This is a genomic window from Pinisolibacter sp. DMC19, assembly GCF_056313985.1.
Genome location: NZ_JBQUZF010000001.1, coordinates 1 through 15,975, shown reverse-complemented (window position 1 = coordinate 15,975; position 15,975 = coordinate 1). Strand labels below are relative to the sequence as shown.

The following is a 15,975-nucleotide window of genomic DNA, read 5'->3' as shown; positions in this document are numbered from 1 at the left end:
GCCCTCACGCCCGCGAAATGCCCAGGCGGCGGATCTTGTCGAAGAGAGTCGTCTTGGGGATGCGCAGGTCTTCGCAGGTGCGGGCGAGGCTGCCGCCGTTGCGCTCCAGCGCGTCGGTGATCAGCATCCGCTCGAAGGCCTCGACCGCCTCGGAGAAACCGGACGCCGCCTCGTCGCTCGCGACCTCCCATGGGCCTTCGCCCGAAAGCCCCAGCACCCAGCGGTCGGCGGCGTTGCGCAGCTCACGGACGTTGCCGGGCCAGTCGTGGGCGAGGAGCGCGCGCAGGCGGTCACCGTCGAGATGCGGCTTCGGCCGGCCGTAGCGGGTCGCCGCCTGGGTCGCGAAGAACTCGAACAAAAGGCCGATGTCCTCTCGGCGACGGCGCAGCGGCGGCAGGTCGAGGGTCGCCACGGCGAGGCGGTAGTAGAGATCGGCGCGGAAGAGGCCGCGGTCGGCGAGATCGCGCAGGTCGACCTTGGTGGCGGCGACGACGCGGCAGTCGATCGGGATCGTCTTGTTGGAACCGAGGCGCTCCAGCGAGCGCTCCTGCAACACGCGCAGCAGCTTGATCTGCGCGGCGAGCGGCATCGACTCGATCTCGTCGAGGAACAGTGTGCCGCCGTCGGCGTGTTCGAACTTGCCGGCCCGTGCCTTGGCGGCGCCGGTGAAGGCGCCGGCGGCATGGCCGAAGAGTTCGCCGTCGATCAGGCTCTCGGGCAGGCCGCCGCAGTTGATGGCGACGAAGTTGCCGTCGCGGCGCGGGCTGGCGTCGTGGAGGCAGCGGGCGACGAGTTCCTTGCCGGTGCCGGTCTCGCCGAGGATCAGCACGTCGGCCGAGGTGGCGCCGAGCGAGACGACGAGTTCGCGGATCCGCGTCATCCGCGGCGAACGGCCGATCAGCCGGTCCTCCGGCCGCTCGGTGGCGTCGCGGCGGGCATCGAGCGCGCGCAGGTCGAGCACCAGACGGCGGCGTTCCAGCGCGTCGCGGGCGACCGTCACCAGATGTTCGGAGGAGAAGGGCTTCTCGATGAAGTCGTGGGCGCCGATCTTCATCGCCTGGACGGCGAGCGAGACGTCGCCGTGGCCGGTCATCAGGATCACCGGCAGGTCGGGGTCGAGCGCGTTCGCCCGCGTCAGCAGCTCCATGCCGTCCATGCCGGGCAGGCGGATGTCGGTGACGACGACGCCGGGGCGCTCGGTCTCGATCGACCGCCACGCCTCTTCGGCACTGCCGACCGCCTCGACGGCGAGACCGGCGAGCTGCAGGGCCTGACGGCAGCCGCGCAGGACGATCGGATCGTCCTCGACGACCAGAACCCTCGGCTCCTCGCTCATGCCCCCTCCTCCGTCGCGGCGGGCAGGTCGAGGCGGAACACCGCGCCGCCCTCCGGATGATCCGACCCCGTCAGCGTGCCGCCGAAGTCGTGCACGATCCCGGACGAGATGGCCAGCCCCAATCCGAGGCCGTCGCCGCTGGCCTTCGTCGTGAAGAAGGGCTCGAAGAGATGGGACTTCGCCTCGCCCGAGAGCCCCGGTCCGCCGTCGCGAAGCGTGACGACGACGCGGTCGCCCGCGCGCGCACCGGCGATCTCGAGCCGGCGCTCCTTCACGCCGGCCATGGCGTCGAGGGCGTTGGCGACGAGGTTGACCAGCACCTGTTCCAGCCGGATCTGATCGCAGGCGACGCGCGCGTCGGCGGCGATGTCGAGCCGCGGCACCACCCGGTCGGCGTCGAGCCGGCGGCGCAGGATGAGGAGCGCGTTGTCGACGGCGCGGGCGATCGACACGGGGCGGACCTCGCCGGCCGACTTGCGGGCGAAGGACTTCAGCTGCGTCGTCAGCGTCGCCATGCGCTTCACCATCTCGACGACGAAGACGAGATTCTCGCGCACCTCGCCGAGTTCGCCGCGTTCGAGATAGGCGATGGTGTTGTCGGAGAGCGTGTGCAGCGCCGCCAGCGGCTGGTTCAGCTCGTGGGCGATGCCGGCCGACATCTGGCCGATCACCGCGAGTTTCGCGGCATGGACCAGCTCGTCCTGCGCGGCGCGGAGATTTTTCGTCCGCTCCTCGACCTTGCGCTCGAGCTCGTCGTGGGCGCGTTGCAGCGTCTCGCGGGCGCGCTGGCGCTCGGCGAGGCGGGCGCGGTGACCGCTCCAGGCGATCGCCAGCAGGCCGAGCAGGGTCCCGCCGGCACCGGCGAGCGCACCGCGGGTCGCCGCGATGGTGCGGACCTCGCCGAGCGGCGACAGCACCGTCATCGACCAGCGGCCGCCGTCGAGCGGCGCGCTCTGGGCGAGGAAGCGGCCGGAAACCGGCACGACCTCGCCGGGATCGGGTCGCGGCCCCGGCAGGTCGACCAGACGGGCGCCGTCGTCGAGGCTGCGCACCGTCTCGAGGCCGAGCAGCGGCAGGTCGTAGGCGTTGTATTGCAGCGAGCGCTTGAGATCGGCGCGGACCTCCGCCGACAGCGGCTTCAGCGCCGCGAACTTCCACGACGGGACCGATGCGAGGATGACGACGCCGTTCTCGTCGGCGACGAAGACCGGCGCCTCGACCGTCGCCCAGGAGGTCTCGAGCGCCTCGAGCCCGACCTTGACCACGGCGACGCCGACGACCGTCCCCTCCGCCGTCAGCGGCGAGGAGAAGTAGTAGCCCGGCTCGCCGCGCGTCGTGCCGATGCCGAAGAGGCGGGCGGGACGGCCGGCCAGCGCCTCCGTCGTATAGGTGCGATAGGTCAGGTCCTCGCCGATGTAACTGTCGGAACGGTTCCAGTTGGAGGAGGCGACGACATGACCGCGGCCGTCGAGGACGAAGATCGACAGCGAACCGGCGCGCTGGTTCAGCTGCTCGAGATAGAGGTTCATCGCCTGGGCGCGCTCGGCGCCGCCCTGCACCACCAGATCGACCACGTCGCGGACGAGGCCGAGGGTCGCGGGGAAATAGGCGTATTTCTCGATCTCGCGTTCGAGGCTCGCCTCGTAGAGTTCGAGGCGCTGGCGGCCCTTGTCCTCGAGGGCGACGATGCCAGCCTCCTGGCTCACCAGGAAGCCGGACCAGCCGAGGATCGCGGCGAGCGCCGCCACCGCCGCGAGGCGCGGTCCGACCGAACCGAGGAGACGGAACTGCATTGCCTTCGCCAACTTGGCGAGACGGCGGGGCCGCCGTCTCGCGAGATCGTCGCCCCATGATAGGGGCAAGCGGGGGCGGCCCTCAACGGGGCCGCGCCCGTAGGCCGTCACTCGGCGGCGCCGTAGGCACCCGCGAGTTCGGGCACGCCGGCATCGTCGTCGTCCGCGTCGGTCTCCTCGGCGATCTCGCCCTCCCAATGGGCGACGACGGCGGTGGCGATCGAGTTGCCGAGCACGTTGGTCGCGGTGCGGCCCATGTCGAGGAAGACGTCGATGCCCATGATCAGCAGCACGCCGGCTTCCGGCAGGTGGAAGGTCGGCAGCACGGCGGCGACGACGACCAGCGCCGAGCGCGGCACGCCGGCGATGCCCTTCGACGACACCATCAGCACCAGCATCATGGTCAGTTGCTCGGAGAGCGGCATCTCGATGCCGTAGGCCTGCGCCACGAAGAGCGAGGCGAAGGTGGTGTAGATCATCGAGCCGTCGAGATTGAACGAGTAGCCGAGCGGCAGGACGAAGCCGATGATGCGCTGGGAGACGCCGAAGGCGGCGAGCCGATCCATCACGCGCGGATAGGCGGCCTCCGACGACGCGGTCGAGAAGCCGAGGAGCATCGGCTGACGCACCGCGTCGACGAGACGGAAGATCCGCTCGCGCAGCACCGTCCAGCCGGCGGCGATCAGGAAGAGCCAGAGCGCGAAGAGCGCCACGTAGAAGAACGAGACGAACTTGCCGTAGACCCACAGGATGCCGAGGCCCTGGGTGGTGACGACGTTGGCGACCGCGGCGAAGACGCCGAGCGGCGCGAAGAGCATGACGTAGCCCGTGAGCTTCAGCATCACCGGCACGGCTTCCTCGATCACCTTGACCAGCGTGCCCGCCGCGGTGTCTCGCAGATTGGCGAGCGCCAGACCGAAGAACACCGAGAAAACCAGGATCTGCAGGATCTCGTTGTTGGCCAGCGCCTCGAAGATGTTGCGCGGGAAGACGTGGGCGAGGAAGTCCTTGAGGTTCAGCGCCGAGGTCTTGAGGCCGACTTCCGCACCGGTCGCCGGCAGCGGGATGCCGACGTTCGCGCCGGGCTGCAGCAGGTTGGCGAGAAGCAGGCCGATGCCGAGCGAGGCGAGGGAGGCCATCAGGAACCAGCCGAGCGCGCGTCCGCCGATGCGGCCGACCGAGCGGCCGTCGCCCATGCCGGCGAGACCGGCGACGAGCGTCGAGAAGATCAGCGGGGCGATGATCATCTTGATCATGCGCAGGAAGATGTCGGAGAGCATCGCGAACCAGCTGGCGATCTCCTTGGCCTGCGCCGGCGTCGAGGCGGTGCGGTTGCAGGCCCAGCCCACGGCGATGCCGAGGATCAGGGCGGCGACGATGGCGGTCGTCTGGCGGTTCTTGTCGTTGGACGGTGCGGCGTGCATCGAAGACCTCTTTCGCGAGGGGATCGTGGACGGCGGGGCGACGTCGTCGTCGGCCCGGAGCGTCGATCAGTCGTGGGAACGGAAACGGGAACGGGCGGATGCCGCGATCGGCGGACGGGAGCGCGCGCCGAGGCTCGGCGGGTGGGGCTCGATGCGGGCGGCGGGTTCGGTCATGTTTCTTCGTCTCCTCCCGGGAGTGCCTTTGAACGCTCCCGGGATCGCAAGACGCAGGCCAAGATCCAGATCGATTGAATGGATTCGGAGCCGTTGTTTTTGTTTCGCTTTTCCGGGCTGCGGCAAAGTGCCGTTCGGAATCCCGAATGACGTCGCGCGACCCCGTTCGGCCGGCCGAACGGCGCGCGTGCGGGACATGCCGGCGGGGCGTAGAGGATCGTCCGTGTGAACCTCTTCGGGGCGCGCGCGGGGCGGCGGAGACCGGATCTCTACGGATCTTTCGCGGCGGATCGCGGCCATGGGCGGCGGCGATCGGACGGCGGGGGTGCGGGAGCGGGCGATGCTGCGCCGCAGAAGCGCGCAACCGCCGCCCGGATGATGGGCGGCGGTCGGAATCCCGAACGGTCGGGCGCGAGCGCCCCCTTCACCAGCAGACGAAGCCGCCGTCGACGATCTGGTCGATGCCGGTGGCGAAGGACGAGGCCCCGGAGGCGAGGAAGGTCGCCGGGTTGAAACCGGCCGTTTCGGCGACAGAGCCGCGAGACACGGCTCTCGCCTTCCCGCGCCATGCTCGGCGGATCGTGTCGAATTCGCCGCAAATCGAGGCATGCCCTCCGATCGTGCAGACAAGGAGGTTGACGCCGCCGCGCCGTCTGACATGATCGTCACAGGCTGCCTCGAAGCGGCCGGTCATGCTCGAACGGCGAGGTTCTCTGTCCCGGAAACGGGTCGAGGACCTTTTTTATTTGGTGGGTTTCATGGGTACAGAGACTTGGCGTGTGGGCGTCCTCTTCTCCAGAACGGGGGTCACCGGAGCGATCGAGCGCACGCAGAACGCCGCCACCCTGCTCGCCATCGAGGAGATCAACGCCGCCGGCGGCGTGCTCGGGCGTCCGATCGAGCCGGTCTTCCTCGATCCCGCCTCGACACCGGCGCTCTATCGCTCGATGACCGAGAGCCTGATCGACGAACACCGCGTCCGCGTCGTCTTCGGCGGCCACATGTCGAGCACGCGCAAGGCGATGCTGCCGGTGGTGGAGGCGCGCGGAGCGCTGATGTTCTATCCGACGCTCTACGAGGGCTTCGAATATTCCCGCCACTGCATCTACACCGGCGCGGCGCCGAACCAGAATTCGGTGCAGCTGGTCGACTACCTGACCGCCCACCACGGCCGGCGGGTGTTCCTCGTCGGGTCGAACTACGTCTACCCCTACGAGTCGAACCGCATCATCGCCGATCTCTTCGGCCTCGCCGGCGGCCATGCGGTCGACGAGCTCTACGTGCCGCTGGCGCTCGGCGAACAGCACATCGAGCGGATCATCGAGCGGATCCGCGCGACCGAGCCGGACGTGGTCTATTCCACCATCGTCGGCGCCGGCATCGTGCCCTTCTACACGGCCTTCCACGAGGCCGGCTTCGACGGACGCGTGCTGCCGATCGCCAGCCAGTCGACCTCGGAGGCCGACGTCGTCGCCATGCGACCCGAGGTGGCGCGTGGCCACGTCACCGCCGCGCCCTTCTTCGAGAGCCTCGACACGCCGCGCGCCCGCACCTTCGTCGCGGCCTATCACGCCCGCTTCGGCGCCGACCTGCCGGTGACCGCGCCGGCGGAAGCCGCCTATTTCCAGGTCCATCTCTATGCCACCGCGCTCGAGCGGGCGGCGAACGACCGGCTCGACGAGCTCCTGCCGGCGCTGTGGGAGGTCGAATACGACGCGCCGCAGGGCCGAGTCCGCATCGATCGCGACACCAACCACACCCATCTGTGGCCGCGCATCGGGCGCGTCGACGACGAGGGCCGCTACCGGATCGTCCACGATGCCGGCGTGCGGGTGGCGCCCGATCCGTTCATGCTGGGAATCCGATCCCAGAACGACGTCGCGGCTTCGCACCGACGTCCGGCGGAGTGAGCGGCAGGCCATGTCCATCGCACTCCTCAAGGACCTCCGAAACCTCAAGGTCATCGTCATCCACCCGCTGGACGACGACGGCGACCGGCTGGTCGAGCATCTCCGCCGCATCGGCTGCATGGCCAATCTGGTGTGGCCGGTGCCGACGCATCTGCCCGACAACTGCGACGTCGTCTTCCTCGCCATGGAGGACGAGGCGCGCGAGGAGATCGGGCGACTGCTCAAGGCGATGCCCAATCCCGAGCCGACCATCCTCGCCGTCGTCTCCTACGAGAACCCGGCGATGCTGCAGATCGTGCTCGAGAGCGGCGCGCTGTCGGTGATCGAGCGGCCGATCAAGCCCTTCGGCCTGCTGACCAACCTCGCCATCGCGCGCAATCTGTGGCTCCAGCGCCAGAAGCTCCAGAAGGAGGCGCGCAAGTACAAGCGCAAGGTCGTCGGCGACCAGAAGATCGCCCGCGCCAAGGCCATCCTCATGGCCGTCCACGATCTTTCCGAGGAACAGGCCTATGCCGAGATGCGCCGCCAGGCGATGGCCCGGCGCCTGCCGATCGACGAAATCGCCAACGCGATCATCAATTCGGAATCCCTCTTGCGTAAGACGCAAAAAGATGTTGTGATTTGATCACGTCGTGAAAAGACGTACTTCTCGCATCCCCTCCACAATCGAGACCATGCGAGATGAGGCAACCGTAAACATCCGGTTGTGCCGCGGCAATGGAGCCCGCCGATACCTCGATGAGAGGATCGTGTGGGCTTTTTTGTTGCCAGCCGACAGGGCCGTCGGCGTCTTTTTCTACAATCTGCTCTCGCCACGACTTGATCGATCGACGGCGAAGCCGTGCCGAGACCGCTGCCGTCCGCCGGGAGGATCCACCGGGACGAGCGGTCACCAACCCGGCGGCGACACCGCCGTCTCCATCGAACCCGAATGCCGAACTGGGGGAATTCCATGGACATGAATCGACGCCAGCTTTTCCGGGCCGCCGCAGCGACGACCGCCGGCCTGACCCTGCCGGGCACCGTCGGCCGCGCCTTCGCCGCCGCCGACCCGATCAAGGTGGGTGCGCTCTATTCGCAGACCGGCAACCTCGCGGTCGCCGAGAAGCTGCTCGCCAACGGCGTGATGATGGCGGTGGCCGAGATCAACGCCGCCGGCGGCGTGCTCGGCCGTCCGGTCGAGGTGGTGGTCGAGGACGGTGCCTCCGATCCCAAGACCTTCGCCGAGAAGGCCTCCAAGCTGATCGTGAAGGACAAGATCTCGACCGTCTTCGGCTGCCACACCTCCGCCAGCCGCAAGGCGGTGCTGCCGATCTTCGAAAAGCGCGGCGCCATGCTGTTCTACCAGACCCACTACGAGGGCTTCGAGTGCTCGCGCAACGTGGTCTACTCGGGCGCGGTGCCGAACCACCAGTTGGCGAACTACATCCCGTGGATCGTCAAGACGCTCGGCAAGAAGAAGTTCTTCATCGTCGGCTCGAACTACATCTACCCGCGCGAGATGGCCAAGGTCTCCAAGAAGCTGATCGAGGCGGCGGGCGCCCAGTGGGTGGCCGACGAGTATCTCGAGCTCGGCCATTCCGAATGGGCGGTGATGGTCAAGAAGATCAAGGAATCCGGCGCCGACGTGGTGCTCTCCAACGTGGTCGGCGACTCGATCATCGCCTTCTACCGCGAGTTCAAGAACCAGGGCATCTCGCAGGCCGAGATCCCGATCTGCGCCACCGTGACGTCGGAAATCGAGATCGCCGCGATGGGCGCCGACTACGCCGCCGGCAGCTACACCTCGTTCCCCTACTTCATGTCGCTCGACATGCCCTCCAACAAGAGCTTCGTCGAGCGCTTCCGCAAGTTCGTCAACGACCCCAAGGCGGTGACCTATCACTCGCTGGAAGCGGCCTATTTCCAGGTCTTCCTGTGGAAGCAGGCGGTGGAGAAGTCGAAGGACCTGTCGGTCGACGGCATCCGCGCCGGCATCGGCGGTCAGAGCTACGACGCCCCCGGCGGCAAGGTGACGATCGACGCCGACAACCTGCACTGCTGGCTCACCCCGCGCATCGGCCAGTGGCAGGCCGACGGCCAGTCCAAGGTGGTCGACGCCTATCCGCACTCGATCAAGCCCCTGCCCTACTTCGGCTACGGTGAGACGGAGAGCAACCTCTTCTGCACCGCCAAGGGCCTCGACAGCTCCAAGCTCAAGCTCTGAGCCCGATCCGAACCGGTCCCTCCCCCGAGGGACCGGACCGGGCGTGGTCGCGCCCGTCGACGTCCCGGCCCCTCCCTCCTCCTCCGGGAGGGGCCGGGATCCCTCGCTCCGAACCTCGGTCGCCCGTCATGCTGGACGTTCTCTTCATCGGTCTGAGCCTCGGCTCGATCCTGCTTCTGGTGGCGCTCGGCCTCGCCATCACCTACGGCGCCATGGGGGTCATCAACATGGCCCACGGCGAGATGGTGATGGTCGGCGCCTATGTCGCCGTGCTCTCGGGCCTCTGGCTGAAGGCGAGCTTCTGGCTCGCCCTACCGCTCGCCTTCGTCGTCACCGCGGCGCTCGGCCTCGTGGTCGAACGACTGGTGGTGCGGCGGCTCTACGGTCGACTGTTCGACACGTTGCTCGCCACCTGGGGCGTCGCGCTGCTGATCCAGCAGTCGATCCGCCTCGAATTCGGCCTGACCTTCCTCGGCATCCACGTCGAAGGTCTCGGCACCGGCCTGCAGAACGTCGCCGTTCCCGCCGCGCTCCAGGGCGCGGTGACGATCGGCGGCACCGAGATCAACGCCTATCGCGCCTTCATCGTGGTGGTGACCGCCGCCCTCACCGTGCTGACCTGGTTCGTGCTCTACCGCACGCCCGTCGGCATGAAGGTGCGCGCCATCATCCGCAATCCGCAGATGGCGGCGGCCTGCGGCATCGACGTGAAGCGGGTGAACGCGCTGACCTTCGCCTTCGGATCCGGCCTCGCCGGGGTCGCAGGGGTGATGATGTCGGGCTTCAAGGGCGTCTCGCCCGACCTCGGCTCCACCATGGTGGTCGACGGCTTCATGGTCGTCGTCACCGGCGGCATCGGCTCGCTGATGGGCACGCTGATGGCCGCGGGCCTGCTCGGCGAGACCAATGCGCTGGTGGCGATCGCCACCAACGACATCATCGCCCGCGCCGTCGTCTTCGCCGCCGTCATCCTGATCATCGTGATGAAGCCCGAAGGGCTCTTCTCCTTCAAGAGGCGCTGACGTCATGACCCTCGATCGCAAGCTGACCTTCTGCGCCTACGCGCTCTTCGTGGTCGCAATCTTCGCCGCGCCGGCATTCTTCGACGAATTCGGCCTGAACCGCATCGCCAAGTTCCTGGTCTACGGCATGCTCGGCGCCGCCGTGGCGCTGTCCTGGGGCTATGCCGGCATTCTCAACCTCGGCCAGGGCCTGTTCTTCGGTCTCGGCGCCTACATGCTCGCCATGTCGCTGAAGCTCGCCAGCCCGACCAGCGTCCAGCCGGGGTCGGCTCGCCCGCTGCCCGACTTCATGCTGTGGAACGCCGAGCCGGGGGCGGCGGTCGACCTGTGCTGCATCAACAAGGGATCGTTCCTGTGGATCCCCTTCCAGTGGCAGGGCTTCGGCCTCGTCATGGGCGTCGTGCTGCCGGCGCTGGTGGCGCTGCTGCTCGGGCTCGTCGTCTTCAAGAAGCGTGTCGAAGGCCCCTTCGTCTCGATCATCACGCTGGCGCTGGTGCTGCTCGTCCGCCTCGTGCTGGTCGACGCCCAGCCGCTGACCGGCGGCTTCAACGGCCTGACCGATCTCGCCACGCTGTCGGTCTTCGGCTTCGAGTTCGACCCCTACGGCAAGGGCACCTACTGGCTGGTGGCGTCGCTGCTGACGCTGACGCTGGTGGCGACGCGCGTCCTGATCGAGACCCGCGCCGGCCTGATCCTCCAGGCGGCGCGCGACGACCAGCGCCGCGCCCGCTATCTCGGCTTCGACGTGCCGCTCTACCAGACGTTCTTCTTCGTCGTGGCGGCGGCGATCTCCGGCGTCGCCGGCATGCTCTACGTCGTCGTCGCCGAATTCGCCTCGCCGACCTTCATGGACCTCTCCTTCTCGGTGACGATGGTCGTCTGGGCGGCGGTCGGCGGGCGGGCCTCGCTGCTCGGGGCCTGCATCGGCGCCATCGCCATCAACATGATGGAGGCCGGCATGTCGGAGACCGAGGCGCTGGTCGGCGCCTGGAAGGCGATCATCGGCCTCGTCTTCGTCGTCGTGGTGATCTTCCTGCCGCGCGGCCTCGGCGGCCTCGCCCACGATCTCGCGGCCCGCTTCGCCGCACGCCGCCCGGCGGACCGCGACGCCGCCTCCCCTGCCCCTGCCCTGACCGAAGCGAAGGAGGCCTGACATGACGGTCGCTCTCACCATCGACGGGCTCGGCGTCTCCTTCGGCGGCTTCAAGGCGGTCGACGGCGTCAGCCTCACCATCGACGACGGCGAGCTGCGCGTGCTGCTCGGCGCCAACGGGGCCGGCAAGACGACGCTGATGGACCTGATCAGCGGCCGGACGCGCTCCACCGCCGGGCGGATCTGGGTCTACGACACCGAGATCACCAACTGGCCGGAGCATCTGATCGCCCGCGCCGGCATCGGCCGCAAGTTCCAGATCCCCTCCGTCTTCCGCGACCTCACTGTCCGGCAGAACCTGCAGGTGGCGAGCTGCGAGAAGCTCGGCGTGCTGGCCAATCTCGGCCTCGGCTTCTCGGCGCGCGAGCGGGAGAAGGTCGACGCGGCGCTGGAACTGACCGGTCTCGCCGATCAGGCGGGCACCACGGCGGCCTATCTCAGCCATGGCCAGACGCAGTGGCTCGAGCTCGGCATGCTGGTCGTCCAGGATCCCGAGGTGATCCTGCTCGACGAGCCGACCGCCGGCATGACGCAGGCGGAGACGATGAAGACCGCCGAGATCATCAACAACATGAAGGGTCGGCACACGATGGTCGTGGTCGAGCACGACATGGGCTTCGTGCGCGAGATCGCCGAGCGCATCACCGTGCTCCACCTCGGCCGCGTGCTGGCGGAGGGCGCGATCGCCGACATCGAGCGCAATCCGCTGGTCCGCGAGGCCTATCTCGGTTCGAAGGGGTTCGCGTGATGCTGCAGCTCACCGACATCGACAGCTTCTACGGCCGCAGCCACGTGCTGCACGGCCTCTCGCTCGACGTCGCCGAGGGCGAGGTGACGAGCATCGTCGGCCGCAACGGCACCGGCAAGACGACGCTGCTCAAGACCATCATGGCGCTGACCGACGGCGCGCGCGGCCGCATCGTCTTCGACGGCGTCGACCTCGCCGACGAACCGACGCATCGGCGTGCCGCCGCCGGTATCGCCTATGTGCCGCAGGGGCGCGAGATCATCCCGGACTTCACCATCCGGGAGAACATCCTGATGGGCTGCTTCGCCCGCCGCGACGGGAAACGCGCCATCCCGGACCTGGTGCCGGAGCTCTTTCCCTATCTGATGGCCAATCTCGACCGGCCCGGCGGGGTGCTCTCCGGCGGCCAGCAACAGCAGCTGGCGATCGCCCGCGCGCTCGCCGCCGATCCGAAGATCCTGCTGCTCGACGAGCCCAACGAGGGCATCCAGCCCTCCATCGTCGAGGAGATCGAGAAGATCATCGTCCGGCTCAACCGCGAGATCGGCATGACCGTCGTCCTGGTCGAACAGAACATCGGCTTCGTCCGCGCCGCCTCCCACCGTTTCGCCATGCTCGAGAAGGGCCGCGTCGTCGCCTCAGGCCCGATCGACGCCCTCACCGACACCCTCGTCCACCAGCACATGGCCGTCTGACGGCCTCGTTCCTCCCGAGGATTGCACCATGACCACCACCACGACCTACAAGGCCGCGACCGTCCAGTTCGAGCCGACGATGTACGAGAAGGAGCGCAACATCACCCGCCTGCTCGCGCTGTGCGAGGAAGCGGCGAAGGCCGGCGTCCGCCTGATCGTCACGCCCGAGATGGGAACGACCGGCTACTGCTGGTACGACCGCGCCGAGGTCGCGCCCTTCGTCGAGACCGTGCCGGGCGTCTCCACCGACCGTTTCCTGGCGCTGTGCGAAAAGTACGGCTGCCACATCGTCCTCGGCATGCCGGAGGTCGATGGCGGAACCGACCTCTACTACAACACCGCCGTGCTGATCGGCCCGAAGGGCGTGATCGGCAAGCACCGCAAGTCGCATCCCTACATCGCCGAGCCGAAGTGGGCGGCGAACGGCGACGTCGCCCATCAGGTGTTCGACACCGAGATCGGCCGCATCGGCCTCCTGGTCTGCATGGACCTGCACTTCTTCGAGACCGCCCGGCTCGAGGCGGTGGCCGGCGCCGACGTGATCTGCCACATCTCCAACTGGCTGCAGGAGCGCACGCCGGCGCCCTACTGGATCACCCGCGCCTTCGAGAATTCGTGCTGGGTGATCGAATCCAACCGCTGGGGCCTCGAGCGCACCGTGCAGTTCTCCGGCGGCAGCTGCGTCATCGCCCCCGACGGTTCGATCGCCGCGTCGATCGACGTCGGCGACGGCATCGCCTACGCCACCGTCGATCTCGAGCGGGCGCGCGCCCGCGAGGTGCTGGGCGAGAAGGTCTTCGCCAAGCGCCGGCCCGAGCTCTATGCCGAGATGATGACCAACAGCTTCACCTGGAACCCGGGCGACTATTTCCGCCTCTACGGCCATCAGCCGATCCCGAAGGGCGCCAAGTCGAAGCTGGCGGTCGTCCAGTTCGCCCCCACCGACGACGCCGCCGCCAATCTGGTGGCGATCGAGGCGAAGGCGCGCGAACTCGTCGCCGCCGAGAAGCCCGACATGATCGTCTTCCCCGAACTGTCGCTGACCGGCCTCGGCGATCCGGCCGCCCGCGCCGAGACGATCGACGGGCCGACGGTAGCCACCTTCACCCGCCTCGCGATGAAGCTGCGCACCTATCTCGTCGCCGGCTTCGCCGAGCGCGACGGCGGCAAGGTCTACGACACCGCGGTGCTGGCGGGCCCCGAGGGCCGCGTCGGTCACTATCGCAAGACCCATCTCTCGGAAGCCGACGAGGCCTGGGCGACGGCGGGCGACGAATGGAAGGTCTTCGACCTCGCCATGGGCCGGGTCGGTCTGGCGATCGGTCACGACGCGCTCTATCCCGAGGCGATCCGGGCGCTGGCGCTGCGCGGCTGCGACATCGTCGCCTGCCCGGCGGCGATCGCCGGCACCTTCACCGGCGCGCATGCCGGCACGAAGATCCCGCACAACCACCCGATCCCGACCAGCGCCGACCCGTGGCACTGGCATGCCTTCCGCATGCGCGGCGGCGAGAACAACCTCTATCTCGCCTTCGCCAACGTGCTCGATCCGGCGCGCGGCATGGCGGGCGCCAGCGCCGTCTTCGGCCCCGACAGCTTCGTCTTCCCGCGGCGCGAGACGGCGATCCTCGATGCCGAGGAGGCAGCGGCGGCGACCGTCGACACGACCAACCTCGACACGCCCTACCCGACCAACATCGTGCGGCGGAAGGATCTCGTGGTGATGCGCCTGCCGCACCACTACCTGCCGCTGGTCGTCTCGCATCAGTGATCGCGAGACGCGACGACGGAGCCCGCCGCCTCCGCGGCGGGCTTTCGTACACGTGGGGACGTTCCGACGTTCAGGCCGCCGCGACCAGTCCGGCGGCGAAGTCGGCTATCAGCCGAAGGCCGTAGGGCCATGTTCCGAAACCGGATTCGGCGTTGACGTGGCCCGCCTCGCCGAGGTCGACGAGACGGCTGCCCCAGACGCCGGCCCAGTGTTCGGCGCGGGCGAAGCGCGTCACCGGATCGTTGTGCGAGGCCATCACCAGGCTCGGAACGCCGAGGTTCACGCAGGGCACGCGGTCTTCCGCCTCGAAGCGGGTCGGTTCGGCCGGGGCGACCAGCACCACCCCGGCGACCGGCACGACGCGATCGGCGGCGACGCAGGCCGAGGCGAGCGCGCCGAGCGAATGGCCGATCAGCACCGGCGGACGGCGACCGTCGCGGACATGGCGGACGATCGCGGCGATCCACAGTTCGATGTCGGGATTGTCCCAGCGGCGCTGGGCGATGCGCGAGAAGGTCGGCACCTCGGCCTGCCACAGGCTCTGCCAGTGCTCGGGACCGCTGTCCTTGAAGCCGGGGACCAAGACCAGGTCGAAGCGGTTCGCCAGAGCCTCGAGCTCCACCTTCACCGGTTGCTGTACCGTCAGCCCCATCGCCTCGTCCCTTCGGATCTTCCGACACGCGCCATAGCAGTTTTTCGCGATCCAGTCCTCGAGCGAAAAGAGGCAGACGCACGTGTCGGCGGCGCCGGGGCGTCATCCCAGGCAGTGCAGCGTCCAGGTCATGGCGAGCAGGTCGGCCGACCCGCCCGGCGAGAGATTGCGCGCGATGAAGGCATCGTCGAGCGCCTCCAACCGGCCGACGAAGTCGGACAGGTTCGGCCCGCCGGCGTCGAGCAGCGCCCGCGCCTCGGCCTTGGCCCAGGTCAGCCCCTCCATGCCGCCGCGCGCGGCGAGGTTGGTGTCGTCGTTGTGGGCGAGGAGATGGAGGAAGGCGATGCGCAGCGCATCGTCGAGGCCGCGGCCGGCGGCGAGCGCGCGTTCGAAGACCGGCAGCGAGCGCCGCCGGACGGTGGCGAAGCCCGATGCCGCCTCGCCGCGCGCGCCGGTCAGACCGTGGGCGCGGAAGAGCCGTTCGCCGGCGGTGCGCGGTTCGCCCGGGCGCATCAGTTCGCGGGTGACGATGCCGTCGCAGATCGTCGCGACCTCCGCCGTGACACGGTCGCGCGACAGTTTGCGGGTGGTCGCCAGGACGCGCCCGGCGGCACCGAGCAGCAGGCCGAAGGCGAAGATCGAGCCCTTGTGGGTGTTGACGTCGCGGGTGGCGGCGAACATCGCGCGTTCGCAGTCGAGCCCGACCGGGCGCAGCGCCTCGTGGACTTCGCGGGCCGGAAGCGAAGCGGTCTCGACGCCGACGGCAAAGAAGCCGGGGAGCTTCGGCCGCAGCGCGGCGGCGGAGGCGAGGAAGGTCTCGACGTCCATGTCGCGGTGCGAACCGGTGTTGCGGGTGTCGACGAGGCCGGGCTTCGGCGTCGCCAGCACCTCGACGACGAGGGCATCAGCGACGAGATTGCCGAGCGCACGGCCCATGCGTTCGACCCGCGTCGGATCGAGCGGCGGCAGCGGCGGCGGTACGAGCCGTTCAGGCGCGGAGGGCGAGACGAGACGCATCGATCATCTCCTCGATTTTTTCGAGGAGTTCCTCGGGTTCGTGGGCGCGGGAGCGGGCGCAGGCGTGGGCGGGT

The 15,975-nt window shown here is 68.7% G+C and carries 14 protein-coding genes; 8 read left to right on the top strand and 6 right to left on the bottom strand.

Going from position 1 to position 15,975, the window contains the following annotated elements:
• Positions 1–4 precede the first annotated feature (4 nt).
• The 4 genes from ACT53U_RS00070 to ACT53U_RS00055 all read right to left on the bottom strand — a co-directional run bounded on the left by ACT53U_RS00070 (position 5) and on the right by ACT53U_RS00055 (position 5,274).
• Entirely contained in the window at positions 5–1,336 is a 1,332-nt protein-coding gene (locus ACT53U_RS00070) for a sigma-54-dependent transcriptional regulator (protein WP_476137185.1), read from the bottom strand.
• A complete protein-coding gene (locus tag ACT53U_RS00065) occupies positions 1,333–3,129 on the bottom strand; it encodes a sensor histidine kinase (RefSeq protein ID WP_476151717.1) in 1,797 nt (598 codons plus the stop codon). The genes ACT53U_RS00070 and ACT53U_RS00065 overlap by 4 nt, the downstream gene beginning before the upstream one ends.
• A gap of 107 nt (positions 3,130–3,236) precedes the next feature.
• Positions 3,237–4,553: a dicarboxylate/amino acid:cation symporter gene (locus ACT53U_RS00060; protein ID WP_476151715.1), complete on the bottom strand. Its 1,317-nt coding sequence runs from the start codon at positions 4,551–4,553 to the stop codon at positions 3,237–3,239.
• 598 nt (positions 4,554–5,151) lie between these two features.
• Positions 5,152–5,274, bottom strand: coding sequence for a hypothetical protein (locus ACT53U_RS00055; RefSeq protein ID WP_476151714.1), 123 nt, complete (start codon positions 5,272–5,274; stop codon positions 5,152–5,154).
• A 211-nt stretch (positions 5,275–5,485) separates the two neighbouring features.
• Between ACT53U_RS00055 and ACT53U_RS00050 the strand changes: the two genes are divergently transcribed.
• The 8 genes from ACT53U_RS00050 to ACT53U_RS00015 all read left to right on the top strand — a co-directional run bounded on the left by ACT53U_RS00050 (position 5,486) and on the right by ACT53U_RS00015 (position 14,232).
• Positions 5,486–6,637, top strand: coding sequence for a transporter substrate-binding domain-containing protein (locus tag ACT53U_RS00050; RefSeq protein ID WP_476151712.1), 1,152 nt, complete (start codon positions 5,486–5,488; stop codon positions 6,635–6,637).
• Between the two features lie 10 nt (positions 6,638–6,647).
• Positions 6,648–7,262 carry an ANTAR domain-containing response regulator gene (locus tag ACT53U_RS00045; protein WP_476151711.1) on the top strand — a complete coding sequence of 205 codons (615 nt, stop codon included), beginning with the start codon at positions 6,648–6,650 and terminating at the stop codon, positions 7,260–7,262.
• 327 nt (positions 7,263–7,589) lie between these two features.
• Positions 7,590–8,843 carry a transporter substrate-binding domain-containing protein gene (locus tag ACT53U_RS00040; RefSeq protein ID WP_476151710.1) on the top strand — a complete coding sequence of 418 codons (1,254 nt, stop codon included), beginning with the start codon at positions 7,590–7,592 and terminating at the stop codon, positions 8,841–8,843.
• Positions 8,844–8,971: 128 nt separating this feature from the next.
• Entirely contained in the window at positions 8,972–9,865 is an 894-nt protein-coding gene (gene urtB, locus ACT53U_RS00035) for an urea ABC transporter permease subunit UrtB (protein ID WP_476151709.1), read from the top strand.
• Between the two features lie 4 nt (positions 9,866–9,869).
• Positions 9,870–11,018 (top strand): urea ABC transporter permease subunit UrtC, encoded by a 1,149-nt coding sequence (urtC, locus tag ACT53U_RS00030; RefSeq protein ID WP_476151707.1) that lies wholly within the window; start codon positions 9,870–9,872, stop codon positions 11,016–11,018.
• Position 11,019: 1 nt separating this feature from the next.
• Positions 11,020–11,766 carry an urea ABC transporter ATP-binding protein UrtD gene (gene urtD / locus ACT53U_RS00025; protein WP_476151706.1) on the top strand — a complete coding sequence of 249 codons (747 nt, stop codon included), beginning with the start codon at positions 11,020–11,022 and terminating at the stop codon, positions 11,764–11,766.
• A complete protein-coding gene (urtE, locus tag ACT53U_RS00020) occupies positions 11,766–12,461 on the top strand; it encodes an urea ABC transporter ATP-binding subunit UrtE (RefSeq protein ID WP_476151704.1) in 696 nt (231 codons plus the stop codon). Before urtD ends, urtE begins: the two co-directional genes overlap by 1 nt.
• Positions 12,462–12,489: 28 nt before the next feature.
• The gene (locus ACT53U_RS00015; RefSeq protein ID WP_476151703.1) at positions 12,490–14,232 is read left to right on the top strand and encodes a nitrilase-related carbon-nitrogen hydrolase; all 1,743 of its coding nucleotides are present in this window, start codon (positions 12,490–12,492) and stop codon (positions 14,230–14,232) included.
• Positions 14,233–14,302: 70 nt separating this feature from the next.
• Here ACT53U_RS00015 and ACT53U_RS00010 read toward each other — a convergent pair whose 3' ends face one another.
• Positions 14,303–14,884: an RBBP9/YdeN family alpha/beta hydrolase gene (locus tag ACT53U_RS00010; protein WP_476151701.1), complete on the bottom strand. Its 582-nt coding sequence runs from the start codon at positions 14,882–14,884 to the stop codon at positions 14,303–14,305.
• 102 nt (positions 14,885–14,986) lie between these two features.
• The gene (gene citG / locus ACT53U_RS00005; protein WP_476151699.1) at positions 14,987–15,901 is read right to left on the bottom strand and encodes a triphosphoribosyl-dephospho-CoA synthase CitG; all 915 of its coding nucleotides are present in this window, start codon (positions 15,899–15,901) and stop codon (positions 14,987–14,989) included.
• Positions 15,902–15,975: the final 74 nt, after the last annotated feature.

Coding starts and splice junctions, on each gene's coding strand:
- ACT53U_RS00045 (WP_476151711.1), top strand. CDS start 6,648: ATGTCCATCGCACTCCTCAAGGACCTCCGAAACCTCAAGGTCATCGTC.
- ACT53U_RS00070 (WP_476137185.1), bottom strand. CDS start 1,336: ATGAGCGAGGAGCCGAGGGTTCTGGTCGTCGAGGACGATCCGATCGTC.
- citG (WP_476151699.1), bottom strand. CDS start 15,901: ATGCGTCTCGTCTCGCCCTCCGCGCCTGAACGGCTCGTACCGCCGCCG.
- ACT53U_RS00010 (WP_476151701.1), bottom strand. CDS start 14,884: ATGGGGCTGACGGTACAGCAACCGGTGAAGGTGGAGCTCGAGGCTCTG.
- urtB (WP_476151709.1), top strand. CDS start 8,972: ATGCTGGACGTTCTCTTCATCGGTCTGAGCCTCGGCTCGATCCTGCTT.
- ACT53U_RS00065 (WP_476151717.1), bottom strand. CDS start 3,129: ATGCAGTTCCGTCTCCTCGGTTCGGTCGGACCGCGCCTCGCGGCGGTG.
- ACT53U_RS00050 (WP_476151712.1), top strand. CDS start 5,486: ATGGGTACAGAGACTTGGCGTGTGGGCGTCCTCTTCTCCAGAACGGGG.
- urtC (WP_476151707.1), top strand. CDS start 9,870: ATGACCCTCGATCGCAAGCTGACCTTCTGCGCCTACGCGCTCTTCGTG.
- ACT53U_RS00040 (WP_476151710.1), top strand. CDS start 7,590: ATGGACATGAATCGACGCCAGCTTTTCCGGGCCGCCGCAGCGACGACC.
- ACT53U_RS00060 (WP_476151715.1), bottom strand. CDS start 4,553: ATGCACGCCGCACCGTCCAACGACAAGAACCGCCAGACGACCGCCATC.
- urtE (WP_476151704.1), top strand. CDS start 11,766: ATGCTGCAGCTCACCGACATCGACAGCTTCTACGGCCGCAGCCACGTG.
- ACT53U_RS00015 (WP_476151703.1), top strand. CDS start 12,490: ATGACCACCACCACGACCTACAAGGCCGCGACCGTCCAGTTCGAGCCG.
- urtD (WP_476151706.1), top strand. CDS start 11,020: ATGACGGTCGCTCTCACCATCGACGGGCTCGGCGTCTCCTTCGGCGGC.